Origin of the sequence: Paenibacillus thermotolerans, assembly GCF_028745515.1 — a bacterium.
Classification (GTDB): Bacteria; Bacillota; Bacilli; order Paenibacillales; family YIM-B00363; genus Paenibacillus_AE; species Paenibacillus_AE thermotolerans.
Map to the genome: position 1 here is coordinate 42650 of NZ_JAQZSG010000017.1, position 15882 is coordinate 58531.

Genomic DNA, 15882 nt, shown 5'->3' on the forward strand with positions numbered 1-15882 from the left:
TCAGCCCCCCTTTCCCCAAATTCGCTCAAATTGCTTCTCTTTATTCTCGGGCATGGAAATATGATAGATTCGCAGGTTCTCGTCCTCATACCAAATGGTCATGCCGCCGTCCGTCTTCCGGTGCTCCGCCAGCCATTCGTCCAGCCGCTTCTTCAGTTCCGCCCGCTGGTCGTATTCCGGCTTCATTAACGGATAGATCGCGTTCGTTTCGCTGACTTGGAAGATGTTTTTTTGATAATAAATAAACACTTCTTTCGGGGTCGTATCCCTCCCGGGTAATGCGTCCTTTCTCGCCAAAGGCCATTGATTCGGCTCGTATAAATCCAGAAATTCCGCGGTGTCCAAATGATGCCCGTTCCCCAGCACTACCGCATATCCTTCGCGCGCAGGGGATACGATCATCCACGTCTTGGGGCGGTACGCGGAACTGATTTTCAAATATTGCTCTACGCCGCTTCCCCATTCCATCTTGTAAGGGATAATCGGCTGTGGAGGGGACATTGCCAAAATAACGGCAACCGCCGCGGCAACCAATCCCGCCCCCGAGTAAGCGGTCCACCGCGAATGAAACGACTCCAACCCGCGAATGACCAGCCCTCCCGCCGTACCTATGCCGATCGGCGCGGCAAGCGCCCAAAGCTCCGCCGATCTGGCGGTAATGACGGTGCTCCCCGGGAAAGTGAATAAATTTCCGAAGTAATACATTGCAAATGTCGCCAGAACGATCGTCGCTGCGAATAAAGGGCCCGTATGCGCGCGAATCAGCTTATGCCGCCGAATCGTCCAGAACATAATGACGACGATCGCCGCGAGTACCCCGTAGTCAAGCGCGCTAAGTTCCGGCAGCGAAATGAATTGATTCCGCGAGGTGGCGAAATCTTCCGAGGAAGAGTGGACTTTTCTACCCAGCAGAAAGCCGATACCGAGCGGGATGATCGATATGATCAAGGATGCCGCCCCTCCCCAAACAACGGGTAACAGCGGTCTGATCCGTTCCTTCCAAGTAAGCGGAAGGTAAATAAACAGCAGAATGGCGACGCCGATCCCCAAGTAGACATAAGCCAGCGTATGGATGAGTCCGACGACGATCATACCCGCAACGCCTCCGATCAACGCCCAGCGGGCTCGGTCGCGAAGCCAGCGATGCAGGAAGTACAGCGTCGGAAAAATAAATACGAAAGCGAACTCCTGCGAGTTTGTGGAAGCTTGGCGTTCGTATGCGCCCCCGCTCAGCCATTGTCCGAGCAAGCCGTAGACGGCAACGGTCAAGATGCCCGCCGCTCTGCTGCCCGTCCAGCGGGACACCGCCAAATACATGCCGAGCATGAGAAGCATGGCGTTCAAAGGTCCTGTGTATTTCAGAATGTAGAGGGGATCCGTCGCTGCAAACTTGACCAAATAATCCATCCAAATATGAAAGCCCTGCGGATAAATTCCGTCATGAAACAAAGTCCGCTGATCGATATATTTGATCCATGCCAGCGTAACGTAGCCGTCCGTCATACCGGGAGCGGCATGAACCGCCGCGTCGTAAAAACGAATCCAAGCCGATACGGCGAGCACCGCAATAAAGAGCACGCTCTCCATCGTCGCGGGAATCTTCCGTATCCGCTCGCGAAATTCGTGCAGCCCTTCATTGTACTTGCGCTTTATCAAGCGTTCGATATCGTCTCGAGGCTGATACTTTCCCTCCAGCCAATCGTAGATCCTGGCAACCTTGGAAGGATTCAATTCTCTTCTCTTCTTGGTCTTCAAAAGCTCGGCAATATACCCGCGCGCCGCAATCAAGCCTAATGCCGGAACGATCGCCAGCACCTCGAACAGCTTGGTCAGCACCAGCCCGTACCCCAGAATGATTAACAGCAGGGTCATCAGCATAAATCGAACCCAAACCCGCTCCGACAAATCGCCTCCGGTCCGCCGAAACAGGAGCTTCGGCACGGCGACGAGAAGCAAAAGAAAAGCGAAGGCGTACCGGCTCAATTGCTCGGTTTGATTCATCCAGTCTGCGTACATAGGACCCTCCGCTTACGATGCCGCATATAAGTAGTAATCGAGCTTGCGCAGCACCCTGACCACTTGAATGCATGACAATACCAGAAATACGATAGAACCGAACAACAGCCCGTAAACCGCATAGATGTAATCCACCCACCGGCTAAGCAGGAAGCCCGTTCCGACGTTCACCAGCATAGCGATCCAGATAGAGCGGACGACGAATTCCGGCTGGGAAAGCGAGAATAGGATGACGGCATTCATCAGCGCCGCCGAAATCAACACATAAGCGACCAAGGCAACGACAAATACGTACTCGGTTTGCGGAATGGAGAACAAGCTCTTGGCCGATAAAGACGGGAACCGGTCGAATAACTGGACAAGCAGCCAATAGAGCGCTAAAGCGCTGACGATCCCGATCGCCATAATCTGTACCAGCCGCCGAAAATATTCCCGGATGTAGTGCCGGTTCATCCGATCCGCCTCGTCCCCCCAATAGCTCTTCTGGCTGATCTCAATGTCCATCATCATCTTGGTCAATACCACTTCGCTGATTCCCATCGGGATAATGAGCACTAACAACGCGAAGTCAAGCCCCAGCTCGTATTCGCCGCGAAACCAAATCAAATACGGCATAAATTCCGTATTGCGCGACCAGGCGATAATCCGGTCCACGAACAGGAAGCTGAAATATAAACACCCGTAAATAAAATAGGGTAAGGTGGAGTACAGCGTAACCGACATCTTCGGAAGCTGGGGCGAGATCCCCTTCTCCGCTCTTCTTTCGGCTCTTTTAAACAAGTAAATCACGAGCAGTATACTGACGACCGATACGATAGAGAGCGCGATCAATTGCGCCACGATAATATTGACGCCCAACAAGTCAAATAAGAGAAACACGACGCCGATACCGCATAAGATCAAACCCGTGAACAGCAGCTCTTTTTTCAAAATGTACATCACGGTAACGGACAGCCAAATTGTATTCAGAAAGAAAAAATACAGAATGATGACAACCAGCATTTGAAACGGAAAAACATGAAGCAGCATATTCAACAGCACAATCAACGCCGAAAGCAGCAAGCAAATCAAAAAGCCGAGACGAATGAAATGAAAGGTGATTCGCCTAGCCATGTTGTAATAGCCCTGGATAATGTAAAAAAATCCTCTTCGAGCGATCGCTTGCGTAAATCCGCCGACCGTGACAAAGCTTAGGATCGTTCCAATTGCGATGCTTGTTGCAAGTTCTACGGATAAATTCTCGTAGGACCAAAGCGAAAATTTGAGCGTCAGCATGCTGACGACCGATATGGCCATCGGCACCGCAAAGATCACCCCGCGCAAAAACTGGCGAAGCAGCAGCAATGCCATCTGCGGGAGGGACAGGTTCTCCACCTTCGAAAAGGCGGTATACAGCACCTTGGTCTTGCACCTTTCCCAAAGCGCTTCCGCCAGCTCGAACACATCGGCGACGCCGAATACTTGAGAAGCCCGGGTGTCGTTCCAGCCGAGCGATTCCAAGATGGCCGTTATTTCGTGGCGGTCCTCCGGACGCTGATTGCGCTTTAACACCTCGTCAAGCAGCGATTCGTACGTGATCGTTGCCATTAGCTTTCCTCTTCCATTCCCGGAATGGTCATTTGGATAATTAACAAAGCCAGTTTGCCTTCTTTGTCCGCTTCATCGACGACCGCTTCCGTGATCGGTTGATGCTTGGCGATAATCAAATCTCCGCTGTCGCTGAGCAAGTCTTCTCCGGCAAGCTTGCCGACGATATATTGATATCGGAGCTGGCGAACTTCTTTCGTAACGGCTCGGCTGCCGGTCTGCGCCTGAGCCGGTCTGGCTTCGGCAGCTTTTTCTTTCTCTTGGGCTTCCTGCTCCGGCTTCTTTTGCGGCAGCGCATTCAGCCTTTCATTCGTTCCTCTTCCTCTCGAAGGCAGCGAGGGCTTTGCGGCCGGCAGCGGAACAAGCGCGTCATTAATCGAATAGTTGAAATATCTCGGCACGTCTGCGGTAAAGTTTGTACCGTCCTGCTGCGGCAGAGACAGTGCCGAAGCCAATTCAGCCTGCGTCTCAACGTTCCCGGTTATAACAGCCGGCATTTGCATATAAGTCTCGACGCCTTCCCAGAAGCCTCCATACACCTCGGCGGCCTCGTGCTTACGCCGGAAATGGACGAGATTCGAAAGCTTTACGGTTGCTTCTACCGGTTGGGCTTGCTTCTCCGTGTCTGCCGGCTCCTCGATTGCGGCCGTTTCCTTGGAATCAATTGAGTCTCCAATCGAATGCGCTTGCAGTTCATCGTCCGATTGCCCATCGGCAAGGAGAGTTTCTTCGTCGGCGGGAGCCTCCCGAGCCGAACACTCTTCTGCCGCGCCGGTTACGGTAGTCATCGTTTCCGGGGCCATTCGTTCGGGCGGCGCCAATGCGGCCGAAACGGCCGATTCGTGCTCGGGCGCCTGCGATTCTTCCAGGGCGGCCAGCCTGTTCATAAGGGAAGAGCGGTCGTGCGCGGCATCCGCCACTTTGCTTTCCCACTCCGATATTTCCGCCTCGCTCAGTCTCTTGAGCGAGCGCAAATACCGGTTAACGTCTCTCATGTTGTACCCGAATATCGTCTTCCTCAGCGAACTCACGGCTTCTGCCCCCTTTCCTCCCTGGAGCGGATGCGTTCCTCTACATCCTTAATGTCGGCTTGAATTCGGTCGTATTCCGACTGCAGCGACTTCAGCCGCCGGCCATGCTCGTCTTGGAGCCGGTTAATAAGCTCGCGCACCGCTTTCTTGTCGTAACCGTATAAGGAGGTTTTCATCTTTCTCATCACACAAGCCACTCCTTACTACGCAATAATTCTGCTTTCGATGTGTTTGACTAAGGCCCTGTGCTTTTCCATCGTCAGGAACGCCCTGTCAAACATGCCTAGCTGGTTATACGCTTCGGCGGCTTCCACGAGCAACGCCGGCGCCGCCGCAGAATCGGGATTCGCCATGACGGCCAGCTTGAAATGCCGTACGGCGTCCATATACATTCCGTTGGACATGAACGCGAAGGCGCGTTCCGCAAACAGCCGCTGTTGCTTTCGGCGCGCAGAAACCGAAATCGGCTCCGGTGCGACCGTTTTTTGTTCCGTGACGCCTTCCGCCAGCTTGCGGTAGCTCCGCTCATGCATCTCTAAAACCCTATCCAGCGTGAAGAAGGTGAGTGCCCTTTCTCTGGCGTCATTCGCCAATTGATTTCGCAGTTCCCGATCCAGAAGAAGCTTGACGATGCCGTCGGCAAGCTCGTCATAATCGCGAGGAGTGACAAGGATGCCGGTTTCCCCCACTGCTTCGCGGATCCCCCCGACATCGGTGGAAATGACGGCCCTGGCACACATCATCGCTTCAACGACCGAGTATGGGAAAGCCTCGGAAATGCTCGTAAGCGCAACAATATCGCCGCTCTCATAGGCCGCAGCCATGTTCGAGGTGTGTCCGGCAAAAATGACCGTATCCGCGAGCTCCAGCTCCGACCGCAGCTCAAGACATTCCTCATAGTACGCCTTGACGGACACGGAGCCGTATATAATAAATTGAACGTCCGGAATTCGCGATTTCACAACCGCCGCGGATTTAATCAAGGTAACAATATCCTTCAGCGGATCGATCCTTGCCACGGTAACTACCGTGGGCCGCCCTTCGGCACGCGGCTTCGCCTCCATAAAGACGTTCTTGTCGACGCCGTTGTAAATGACTTGAATTTTTCGGGGATCCACGTCGAACTTTTTTTCCCAGCGCGTGTTGTACTCGCACACGGGAGAAACTTGGTCGGCAAACGTATAGTTCAAAGACGTAATCGAGTGGATCAGGCGAATGAGGAATGTATTTAGAAAACTGGAGTAATTATTTTTACTTAATCCGAGATACTGCTCTCTTAAATAAATGCCGTGCTCCGTTAATAGGAAGGGGGTGTCGTACTTCAACTTGGACAATACGCAGGGAATCCCGCAGAAAGCGGCCGCCGACGCATGCGTAACATCCACCTTCGGAAACGGCGTATTCAATATGTTCATAAACCTGTAGATCCAGCCCAAGCTTTGAATAAGGCAGTACAAATCAGGCCTCGCCCATTCGCCGCGGGATTCCGCGACCTTCGTATTGATGATCCGCTTGAAGGTTTCCCAGGCCGTTTCCGATTTAAAGCTTACTTTATATTCGTACTCGTCGAAATAGAGATGGAGCTCCAGCATCGTTTGGGCCAGGAGCCGCGGATCTTTCTCCGACGCGATTATCTCTTCGATCAATCGTGAAAACAAAGGGATAAAGCGGGTCTCGATTTCCTTGGGCGTGGTTCTGCGTTTAGCGAGGAAGCTCTTGGAGAACGATTCGGACAAATGCTCGCTAGGTTCTTCGGTGCCCCATAATGGAACTTTAATAAGCCCGGTATTGTCAGGCAGCGCGAATTTTTGAGTGACGAACGGATCCATCAATATGCTGTAAATCACATAATCGACGGATTTCAATTCTTTCACCAAAATATCGCACCACGTGCTTACGCCGCCTTGGTGAAAAGGGTACGTGCCTTCTGTTGTCAGCAATACCTTGATGTTGCTCATCCCAAAATACCTCACGCATATAATCCGGTATATCGCAATTATATTCCATAGCGATAGCAGGTAGTTTGATTTTAATCACTTTTAAGATAGATTTTAAGTGGATTTAAAATCCAACGGAATTCGCCTATAGTATTGTCAGTGTAATTCCTCAAACTAGACAAAAAATATACATGTGCAGCCTCGTCATGATCGCCGGCTTTCGGCCGAGCGCCACCGCCACTCATCCTCGCACATCTCTTCGATTCCCCGCTTGGCGGTCCATCCGAGCTCATTGCATGCCTTGGCGACGTCCGCGTAACAGACCGCGATATCGCCCGGTCTTCGTTCCTCGATAATATATGGGACGGTTCTGCCCGACACTCTCTCAAATGCGCCTACCATCTCGAGCACGCTGTACCCTTTACCCGTTCCCAGATTGTAAATATCCACGCCCGACCGCTCCATGATGCTCTCCAGCGCCTTCAGATGCCCTTGCGCCAAATCCGTCACATGAATATAATCCCGTATGCCCGTCCCGTCCTTGGTCGGGTAATCGCTTCCGAATATGCGCAGCTTGTCCAGCTTGCCGGCAGCCACCATGCTGATGAACGGCATCAGATTGTTCGGCACGCCTTTCGGATTTTCGCCGAGCAACCCGCTTTTATGCGCGCCGACCGGATTAAAATAGCGCAAAATCGATATGCCCCACCTCGGGTCGGAGGCGGCTGCGTCCTGCAAAATCCGCTCAAGCATCAGCTTCGTTTGTCCGTAAGGGTTTACGGCGTTTAATGGGAAATCCTCCGAAATCGGCATTCGCTGCGCGGCGCCATAGACGGTCGCGGATGAACTGAACACCATTGTATGTACGCCGTATTTGTTCATCGCTTCACACAGCATCAAGGTGCCGGTTATATTGTTATAATAATACGAAAGCGGCATCCTAACGGATTCGCCCACTGCCTTATAGCCGGCAAAATGCATGACAGCGTCGATGCGATGCTTGGCGAATACGCCCTCGAGAGCTTCCCGGTCAAGGAGATCGACCTTATGCCAAGCAAATTGCCGGTTCGCGATCCGGCTGACCCTCTCGAACGATTCGGGTCCGCTGTTAGCGAAATTGTCGATCGCCACGATCTCATATCCCGCCTCGAGAAGCTCCGCGCAAGCATGGCTTCCGATGTATCCGGCTCCTCCGGTTACCAACACGGCCATCGAATCCCCACCCTCCGGATAAGATTATACAAAAAAAGCCGCCAATTCGGCGACACGTTGAGCATGTTATGGCGGAGAGAGAGGGATTCGAACCCTCGCACCGTTTACACAGTCTAACCCCTTAGCAGAGGGTCCCCTTGAGCCACTTGGGTATCTCTCCATAAAAAAATGGCTCCCCGAACAGGACTCGAACCTGTGACAACTCGATTAACAGTCGAGTGCTCTACCGACTGAGCTATCGGGGAATGTACTAGTAATTTATCATGTTCATGGAGGACTAGTCAAGGTGTAAAAGCTTCAAGCTTCCCCTGCATTTGCCGCAGCGGTAGCGCCGCGGATCGGCTTTGCGCTTTCGCGGATATTCCGTGCCGCACGACCTGCAAACGAGCTTGTNACTAGTAATTTATCATGTTCATGGAGGACTAGTCAAGGTGTAAAAGCTTCAAGCTTCCCCTGCATTTGCCGCAGCGGTAGCGCCGCGGATCGGCTTTGCGCTTTCGCGGATATTCCGTGCCGCACGACCTGCAAACGAGCTTGTACCGCACCGGCAGCCGAACGATCGATCCGGGGACAGCCTGACAAAACCTCGAGCCCCCCACCTTCGCCAGCAGCTCCTGAAAATCGCGGTCGCTGTGGCGGTAACCGCGGCGCAGCAAATGCAGATGATAATGGCACAGCTCGTGCTTGATGATCTTTTCCGTCTCTTCCGCGCCGTACGTATCATATTGTTTTCGGTTGATTTCAATATTATGCGACCGAAGCAAATATCTTCCGCCGGTCGTCCGCAACCGGGAATTGAACGTCGCCCGATGAACGAACGGACGCCCGAACGACTCCATCGACACTCTCTCCACCCATTGCTGCAATTCCGCATCCGTCATGTAAGCCGCTTCCCCCATTTTTGCGCTGTTCTTCTTGAATTGTAACGAAAGAGTAAGCTACACTGTCAAGTATAGATTATTTTCAGAAGGGGAACCCGATTGTGTCGAATTTGAAACCGAGCATGCGTTACCACGTACTTTTCGACGGCTCATCCGTTACGTTCGTAGAGATGCCCGAAAGCCACGCCTATCAGCTGACCGCGCTGCACCACCGGCTGCATAAGGAAATCGGAAAGCTTACCGCCGATCAAGTGCCGCAGCTGCCGCAGGCGATTGCGGAATGCGACGCTCTCGAAGTGGTGAGCAAAGACTATTCCGTCGTTAGCGGACTTGATTATATGAACGGGCTGGAGAGGTCGTTCGCGGCCGTTCAAGAAAAAAGCTACCCGCTCGTCTCGCTCCTGACCGAAATTCGCGCCCTTCAGGCGCAGCTGGAGCAGTGGTACGAAGAAGAGCTTGAAGCCTGAAAAAAAACGTTCCGCAAAAACTTGCATGGACCTGCACAGCACCCCAACCGCCTACGTATAATGCTTAAAAACCATGGATTGGGGGCTGGGAGCCATGCCGCAGTGGCTTTACAATCAACTTATGCGCGCATACCGTAAAAAGGACCGGCGGCAAATCCGCTTGCTGAACGATTGTTGGTTTTTTTACCGTACCAGGGAAGAATGGAAATCGAGCGCATCGCAAATAGATTAGACGAAAGAAGACCGGAGCATCGAACCCGCTTCATGTGCGCCGTCAGCGGGCTTGGCGATTCCCGGTCTTTTTGTCGTTCATTCGGCCAAGAGCCGAAGCAGGTAATCTTTCATGTCGACGATTCTTCGATGCGGCGCATCCAAGTCTTTGTCGGTTCCGCAAATGATGACCGGAATGAGCGAATCGGTTCGGCTAAGCGAGCCGTGGCCGCCGCCGTTCTTATGCGTCGGCGAATAGCGGTCCGCGAATTCGTAGCCCTCCTTGGCCGTCGCTATGAGAAATTCGCCGGCATGCGAATGGAGCGCCGCATCCAGCCGCCTTAAGGCGTCGGGGTATTCATCGTAAGCGATGCGCCCGTCGTCATCCGCCGTTGCGCCGACGATGCTCCAGTCGCCTTCCGCCGTCCAGGTTTGGCCGTAGATGTCTTTGACCGCCCCCTTAGGCTTGAAGCGGAACGTGCCTTTGAAGCCGCTCCGGGTTACCGCGTTCCAATCGTTCTCCTTCCAGGCGAGGAGATCGATTCTCGATTCGTCTCGAAGAAGCCGGGCGACGCGGCCTCCGATCGAAACGTCCGGATCAAGCGAATAAACGTAGGCCATCGTTTCGTTGACCGCCAGCACGATCTGCGGCTTTTGTTCGCCGATGGCGTCGCCCGTACGGTGCACCTTCAGTCCCCCGCGCTCAATCAGCTCGTTCAGCTCAATGACAGGCCGGTGTTCCGCCGCTTTCAGATGCGATACCCCGCTGTCTCCCAATATGATAAGCACAATTTGATCCAATGCGTTTTCGATGGAGCCGAACGATTGAAGGAACGTTTTTAGCTGAGAGTCGAGCCTTTTTACATATTCAAGATCTTCCGGCCCTTTATGATGCAGACGCTTATCGAGGTCCGGCAAGTAGAGCAGCAGCAGATCGGGCAGCCGATCGTTTTCTATTAAATATTTGGCGGTTTGAAGCGGATATTCGTTGTTAAAGCCGAGCTTTTCGGTGATGCCTTCCGGGAGGTCGGCACGTCCCTCCAACGGATTCGCAAACGAGCCGTAGGCAAAGAAGGGCGGGCTCTTCACCTCGATCCGCTTCGGAAGGTCGGTCGGCGCGCTGAGCCAAGCCGGAATTTGCAGCGTATGCTTTGCGGGACCGCGATACATCAGTGCGTTGACGGAGCCTGACGTTAAGCCGCGTTTGGCGATCGTTTCGTAAATCGTCTCAACGTCGGGGCTCAGATGCTTCTGATTCAGGTTGATCAGCAAATCCGTCAGCAGCGGGTTTACTCCCTGTTTCAGCTCTTCGATCGGCCCCGTGCCGTAATTGATGACGCGGTTTTCCTTCGCGGAATACCAGATCAGCCCCGGGATGCGGTGATCGTCCGGATACGTTCCGGTGATGAGGCTGCTGTCGATCGTCACGGACATCGTCGGAAACGAGCTGACCACATCTTTATGGTACATCCCTTCGCGGATCAGATGCTTAAAAGTAGGCAGCTCGCCTTTCTCCATGCCTTTGTCCAAAGATTGATACAATAATGAATCCGCAAGGAGAACGATAACTTTCTTCGGGCCGGCTCCCCTAATGGAGCGAGTCTCCAGGAGCTTGCCTTCGCTGTAAGGGGTCACCCTTTTGGGCATCCACAATTTGCTTGCAGCCCAAAGAATCAATACAGCGACGGCAATAATGAGCACGGTATTCAGCAGCGTTCGGCCGGTCACGATTGGAAGCACCCCCGTTTCGGTATAGCGGTTTACCTTATTATGGGGGCGGAGGCGCGGATTTATCCGTAATAAAGCAACGGCCCCCGGTCGCGTCAGGCGCTTCATAAATCGCCCTGGAGCTATGCCGGAAGCCGGTATACTCGACGCAATTAGCGGAACTGTATGTCCGCTGATTGCCTGTTGGACACTAAAAACGGCCATTTAGCGGAAAGGATTGTCCGCTAAATGGCCAAAAAACATAAAAATGCAGCGATTCGGGCGATTAGCGGACATCGGGTTCCGCTAATCAGCCAGTTTGGGCTGAATCCGCCCGACCAGCGGACATTTCATTCCGTTAACCCCTTAACCCCGTAGAGACCGCGTGACGTTACTTCGCTCCGGCTCCAGCTCCTGCTTCAGCTCCGGCTCAGGACCCGGCGGCTTTCGGCCCTTTCATCGTAAGCGATACGCGGCCCTTATTCGCATCTACGCCAAGCACCCAAACGGTGACATTGTCGCCGACGGATACGACGTCCATCGGATGCTTCACGAACCGGTTGCTCAGCTGCGAAATATGGACGAGCCCGTCGTTCTTGAGGCCGATGTCCACGAACGCGCCGAAGTCGGTCACGTTGCGAACCGTTCCCTCCAGCTCCATGCCAACGGAGAGGTCCTCGAGCTTGAGGACGCCGGTCTTGAAGATCGGCGGGGGCAGCTCCTCGCGCGGGTCGCGGCCGGGACGCTTCAAGCTGTCGAGAATGTCGCGCAGCGTCGGCACGCCGACGTCAAGCTGCGGCGCAAGCCGCACCGGATCGACCGTGTCGATCAAGCGGCGCAGCTCCTCCGTGCCGAGCTGAGTCAGTTCCAAGCGGAGCTCGCGGAACAGCTTGTCCACCACCGGATACGATTCCGGGTGGATCGGGGTGTTGTCCAGCGGATTAGCCGCTTCCGGGACGCGGATGAAGCCGACGCACTGCTCGAACGTCTTGGCGCCGAGGCGCGGCACCTTCTGCAGCTGGCCGCGGCTCGTAAACTTGCCGTTCTCCTCGCGGAACTTCACGATATTTTTCGCGATCGCGGAGCTGACGCCGGCGACGTACGACAACAGCGACGGCGAAGCCGTATTGACGTCGACGCCGACGTGGTTCACCGCAGACTCGACGACCGCGCCTAGAGACTCCTCCAGGCGCTTCGGCGCCACGTCGTGCTGGTACTGCCCGACGCCGATCGCCTTCGGGTCGATCTTCACGAGCTCCGCGAGCGGATCCTGCACGCGGCGCGCGATCGATACGGCGCTGCGCTCCGCTACGTCGAACTCCGGAAACTCCTCCTGGGCGACCTTGGAGGCGGAATATACGGAAGCGCCGGCTTCGCTGACGATCAAATACTGCAGCTTGCGGCCGGACTCCTCGCGTATTTTCGCGATCAAGTCGGCCACGAACTGCTCCGTCTCGCGCGAGGCGGTCCCGTTGCCGATGACGATCAGCTCGATGCCGTGCTTGTCGATCAGCTTCTTGAATGCGGCCTCCGCCTCGGCAACCTTGTGATGCGGCGCCGTCGGATACGTGACGGCGATATCCAGCACCTTGCCGGTGTCGTCGACGGCGGCAAGCTTACAGCCGGTTCGGAACGCGGGGTCGACGCCGAGCACGACCTTGCCTCTCACCGGCGGCTGCAGCAGCAGGTTCCGCAGGTTCTCTGCGAAAATCACGATGGCGTGCTCCTCCGCCTTCTCGGTCAGCTCCGCGCGCACCTCCCGCTCGATCGACGGCGCGATGAGCCGCTTGTACGCGTCCTCCACCGCCGACTCCAGCGCTTCCCGCACGACAGAGTCCTCCTTCACGTATCGGCGCTCGATCCACTGATGAATCGGAACCGGCTCCACCTCGAGCGAAACTTTCAACACTTCCTCCCGCTCCCCGCGGTTGATCGCGAGCGTGCGGTGCGGCGGCAGCTTTTTGACCGGCTCCCGGTAATTATAGTACATCTCGTAAACGGTCTCTTCGTCTGTTTTCCGAGCTTCCGTTACTAGAGTCGCATAATTCATCGTATAGCGGCGCACCCATGCGCGCACCTCGGCGTCGTCGGCGATCGTTTCCGCGATAATGTCGAGCGCCCCGGCCTTCGCCTCCTCGGCGGATGCGACACCCTTCTCCTCGCTCACATATTTCTCCGCCTCGGCCAGGAGCGAGCCCGTCTTCGGCCGGCTCAAAATCCATTCCGCCAGCGGTTCGAGCCCTTTCTCCTTCGCGACGGAGGCGCGGGTTTTCCGCTTCTGCTTATACGGCCGGTACAAATCCTCCACTTCCGTCAGCTTCGCGGCGCGCCGGATCGAAGCGAGCAGCTCCGGCGTCAGCTTCCCCTGCTCGGCGATGAGGCGGGACACCTCTTTCTTGCGCTCCTCAAGGCCCCGCAAATATTTCAGCCGCTCCTCGATGTCGCGCAGCTGATTTTCGTCCAGCTCGCCGGTCATTTCCTTGCGGTACCGCGCAATGAACGGAATCGTATTTCCCTCATCCAGCAGCGCGACGGTCGTTCGCACTTGCTTCGGGCTTGTCCCGGTTTCGCTCGCGATTTGCGCGGACATTCGTTCCGCCGCGGCGCGCTCCTGATCTTCGCTCCAAACTAACTCTTCTACGGTTATGTATTGTGCTTGCGCTTTTTCGCTCATGTACGCTCGTCCTCCCCTTCAACACAAAAAAACGAGGGCTCCCCCTCGCTCGATTCTTAAAATTCGATCAGTCCGACGCTGATTTGCAGCGCTTCATCCACCTTCCGCATCGTCTCTTCGTCCAGGTGAGTAATTTTGTCCGTGAGACGCTGCTTGTCGATGGTTCGGATTTGCTCCAGCAAAATAACGGAATCCCGGTCGAAGCCGTGCGACTCCGCGTCGATCTCGACGTGGGTCGGAAGCTTCGCCTTCTGGATCTGTGCCGTAATTGCCGCAACGATAACGGTAGGGCTGAAACGGTTACCAATGTCATTCTGGATCACCAATACCGGCCGTACGCCGCCTTGTTCCGATCCGACGACCGGAGACAAATCGGCGAAAAAGACATCCCCACGCTTGACGATCAATGGCTACACCCCGCTTACTAAGCGGTTAAGCGTGCCGTCTGCCTCTTCTTCGGCCAAGAACGCTTCGGAGCACATGGACAAGTTGATCTTGGCCATCTCCATATACCCGCGCTGCATGGACTCCCGAAGATGTCGTTTTTTCCGCTCCATGAGATACAGCTTCATCGCTTGACGAATGAACTCGCTGCGGTTCGAGTTTTCCTTCTCGACAATTCCGTCCACTTCCTGCAGCAAATGATCCGGTAGTGAAATCATGATCCTCTTGGTGTTATGAACATTGGACACTGCGTAACGCACCCCCAAGCTTCCGTCCTCCCGGTCAATCGTTACTGCGACAAGTCTTGATTTGACTGGATTCAATACCATTATGGCGTAGAGGAAGGCAAAATATACAAAACTAAATATATGCGATCAGTATATCACTTATGTTGCATTGAGCGTGGGTCATCTCATATTGCGGCTTAATACATATTCGCCGCATTTCGAAAATCTCCTCTAACATCTTATGATTTCATTACTGGTAAAATGCAGCAAGTCTTTCGTTACTTTTGGACCAGAGGATTATCGAACAGCACGGTCTTCCCGTCTTTAACGTACACTCGCGGAACACGGTGCGAAAGCATGCACGTGATCTCGTAGTTGATCGTTCCGAGCTTCTCGGCGAGTTCGTCGGCCGTGATCGATTCCGCGCCTTGGCGCCCGAAGAGCACCACTTCATCGCCTACGCTCACTTCGTCGGCAGCCGCCCCGTCCAGCCTAACCATGCACTGGTCCATGCAAATATTGCCTACTACCGGCGCCCTGTTCCCGTGTACTAGTACGTCCGCCTTGCCGTTCAGCAGCCGCGTATAGCCGTCCGCATACCCGATCGGCAGCGTCGCGATCCGCTCCCGTCCCCGCGTCACGTAATTTACGCCGTAGCTGATCCCGCTTCCCGGAGGAAGCTCCTTCACCATAACGACCCCGGTCTTGAGCGACATCACCGGCCGTAAGCTAACGCGTTCACGGTTCACTTCCTGCGACGGGTAAAGCCCGTACATGCCGATGCCTAAGCGCAGCATGTTGTAGGTCCACTCCGGCGTATCGATGCCGGTCGCGCTGTTGCCCGCGTGCAAATAAGGGAACGTAACGCCCTTCCCGCGAAAATGCGCTACAACGCGCTCAAATTTGTCGTGCTGGCTGCGCGTATACGATTTGTCGGCTTCATCCGCGGCGGCATAATGCGTAAACAGCCCCTCCACGAGCACACCCTTCGTATCGAGCGCTTCTTCAATAAATTCGCAAGCTTCGCGCTCATCCGGAATGCCGATCCGTCCCATGCCGGTGTCAATCTTCACGTGCACACGGAGAGGTCCCGCTTCTGCCGAAGCGGCGTAGCTTTCGGCCGCGGCGCGCAGCATGCTCCGGTCAAACACCGTCAGCGTCACATCGTGCTCGCGCGCAACGTCCGCCGCCTCCGGAGGCGTATATCCCAGAACGAGCAACGGCGCTCCGATCCCGTGGCGTCTCAGCTCCAGCGCCTCGTCCAAGAACGCCACCGCCAAGTATGTGACGCCGAAATCGAGCGCCTCTTCCGCCACCTTCACCGCGCCGTGTCCGTATGCATTCGCTTTAACGACAGCCATTAATCGGATGTCCGGGCCGAGCGCCCTCCGAAACTCTCCAAGATTGTGCCTGAGAGCGTCGAGATCAACCTCGGCCCGCGTCATTCTGTATGAGTCCAAGCTCAGTCACCGCCGGAATAAGAATTCAT

15 protein-coding genes and 2 tRNA genes are annotated in these 15882 nt (G+C 54.9%); 2 read left to right on the forward strand and 15 right to left on the reverse strand.

Going from position 1 to position 15882, the window contains the following annotated elements; all coding sequences use genetic code 11:
* From PT964_RS15020 to PT964_RS15065, 10 genes are all read right to left on the reverse strand, one after another.
* Positions 1–2016 carry a hypothetical protein gene (locus PT964_RS15020; RefSeq protein WP_274364177.1) on the reverse strand — a complete coding sequence of 672 codons (2016 nt, stop codon included), beginning with the start codon at positions 2014–2016 and terminating at the stop codon, positions 1–3.
* Between the two features lie 12 nt (positions 2017–2028).
* Positions 2029–3603, reverse strand: a complete 1575-nt coding sequence (locus tag PT964_RS15025; protein WP_274364178.1) for a hypothetical protein — start codon at positions 3601–3603, stop codon at positions 2029–2031.
* Positions 3603–4634, reverse strand: coding sequence for a hypothetical protein (locus tag PT964_RS15030; protein WP_274364179.1), 1032 nt, complete (start codon positions 4632–4634; stop codon positions 3603–3605). Before PT964_RS15030 ends, PT964_RS15025 begins: the two co-directional genes overlap by 1 nt.
* The gene (locus tag PT964_RS15035; protein ID WP_274364180.1) at positions 4631–4819 is read right to left on the reverse strand and encodes a hypothetical protein; all 189 of its coding nucleotides are present in this window, start codon (positions 4817–4819) and stop codon (positions 4631–4633) included. Before PT964_RS15035 ends, PT964_RS15030 begins: the two co-directional genes overlap by 4 nt.
* An 18-nt stretch (positions 4820–4837) precedes the next feature.
* Complete coding sequence (gene pelF, locus PT964_RS15040; RefSeq protein ID WP_274364181.1) at positions 4838–6592, reverse strand: GT4 family glycosyltransferase PelF; 1755 nt, start codon at positions 6590–6592, stop codon at positions 4838–4840.
* A gap of 183 nt (positions 6593–6775) precedes the next feature.
* Positions 6776–7783, reverse strand: a complete 1008-nt coding sequence (gene galE / locus PT964_RS15045; protein ID WP_274364182.1) for a UDP-glucose 4-epimerase GalE — start codon at positions 7781–7783, stop codon at positions 6776–6778.
* A 69-nt stretch (positions 7784–7852) separates the two neighbouring features.
* Positions 7853–7943, reverse strand: a tRNA-Ser gene (locus PT964_RS15050).
* Between the two features lie 9 nt (positions 7944–7952).
* Positions 7953–8028 (reverse strand) — tRNA-Asn (locus PT964_RS15055).
* A 32-nt stretch (positions 8029–8060) separates the two neighbouring features.
* Positions 8061–8186, reverse strand: coding sequence for a zinc ribbon domain-containing protein (locus PT964_RS15060; RefSeq protein ID WP_425262739.1), 126 nt, complete (start codon positions 8184–8186; stop codon positions 8061–8063).
* A gap of 19 nt (positions 8187–8205) precedes the next feature.
* Positions 8206–8664 carry a SprT family protein gene (locus tag PT964_RS15065; RefSeq protein WP_274364183.1) on the reverse strand — a complete coding sequence of 153 codons (459 nt, stop codon included), beginning with the start codon at positions 8662–8664 and terminating at the stop codon, positions 8206–8208.
* Between the two features lie 122 nt (positions 8665–8786).
* On the opposite strand from PT964_RS15065, the gene PT964_RS15070 reads away from it, so the two are divergent.
* Together PT964_RS15070 and cmpA are read left to right on the forward strand one after the other, a co-directional pair.
* Positions 8787–9131, forward strand: a complete 345-nt coding sequence (locus PT964_RS15070) for a hydrolase/acyltransferase (RefSeq protein ID WP_274364230.1) — start codon at positions 8787–8789, stop codon at positions 9129–9131.
* A gap of 94 nt (positions 9132–9225) precedes the next feature.
* Positions 9226–9363, forward strand: a complete 138-nt coding sequence (gene cmpA, locus PT964_RS15075; protein WP_274364184.1) for a cortex morphogenetic protein CmpA — start codon at positions 9226–9228, stop codon at positions 9361–9363.
* A gap of 77 nt (positions 9364–9440) precedes the next feature.
* Here the strand turns inward: cmpA and PT964_RS15080 are convergent, their stop codons facing one another.
* From PT964_RS15080 to alr, 5 genes are all read right to left on the reverse strand, one after another.
* Positions 9441–11069 (reverse strand): alkaline phosphatase family protein, encoded by a 1629-nt coding sequence (locus PT964_RS15080; protein WP_274364185.1) that lies wholly within the window; start codon positions 11067–11069, stop codon positions 9441–9443.
* 409 nt (positions 11070–11478) lie between these two features.
* Complete coding sequence (locus PT964_RS15085; protein WP_274364186.1) at positions 11479–13722, reverse strand: Tex family protein; 2244 nt, start codon at positions 13720–13722, stop codon at positions 11479–11481.
* Between the two features lie 56 nt (positions 13723–13778).
* On the reverse strand, positions 13779–14129 hold the full coding sequence (locus tag PT964_RS15090) for a type II toxin-antitoxin system PemK/MazF family toxin (RefSeq protein WP_274364187.1): 351 nt from the start codon (positions 14127–14129) through the stop codon (positions 13779–13781).
* Between the two features lie 3 nt (positions 14130–14132).
* On the reverse strand, positions 14133–14414 hold the full coding sequence (locus PT964_RS15095) for a CopG family ribbon-helix-helix protein (RefSeq protein ID WP_274364231.1): 282 nt from the start codon (positions 14412–14414) through the stop codon (positions 14133–14135).
* A gap of 257 nt (positions 14415–14671) precedes the next feature.
* On the reverse strand, positions 14672–15853 hold the full coding sequence (gene alr, locus PT964_RS15100; protein WP_274364188.1) for an alanine racemase: 1182 nt from the start codon (positions 15851–15853) through the stop codon (positions 14672–14674).
* Positions 15854–15882: the final 29 nt, after the last annotated feature.

Excerpts from the sequence above, each read along its gene's own strand:
- PT964_RS15020 (WP_274364177.1), bottom strand. The coding sequence starts at position 2,016 with ATGTACGCAGACTGGATGAATCAAACCGAGCAATTGAGCCGGTACGCC.
- PT964_RS15025 (WP_274364178.1), bottom strand. The coding sequence starts at position 3,603 with ATGGCAACGATCACGTACGAATCGCTGCTTGACGAGGTGTTAAAGCGC.
- PT964_RS15035 (WP_274364180.1), bottom strand. The coding sequence starts at position 4,819 with ATGAGAAAGATGAAAACCTCCTTATACGGTTACGACAAGAAAGCGGTG.
- pelF (WP_274364181.1), bottom strand. The coding sequence starts at position 6,592 with ATGAGCAACATCAAGGTATTGCTGACAACAGAAGGCACGTACCCTTTT.
- galE (WP_274364182.1), bottom strand. The coding sequence starts at position 7,783 with ATGGCCGTGTTGGTAACCGGAGGAGCCGGATACATCGGAAGCCATGCT.
- PT964_RS15065 (WP_274364183.1), bottom strand. The coding sequence starts at position 8,664 with ATGACGGATGCGGAATTGCAGCAATGGGTGGAGAGAGTGTCGATGGAG.
- PT964_RS15070 (WP_274364230.1), top strand. The coding sequence starts at position 8,787 with ATGCGTTACCACGTACTTTTCGACGGCTCATCCGTTACGTTCGTAGAG.
- cmpA (WP_274364184.1), top strand. The coding sequence starts at position 9,226 with ATGCCGCAGTGGCTTTACAATCAACTTATGCGCGCATACCGTAAAAAG.
- PT964_RS15085 (WP_274364186.1), bottom strand. The coding sequence starts at position 13,722 with ATGAGCGAAAAAGCGCAAGCACAATACATAACCGTAGAAGAGTTAGTT.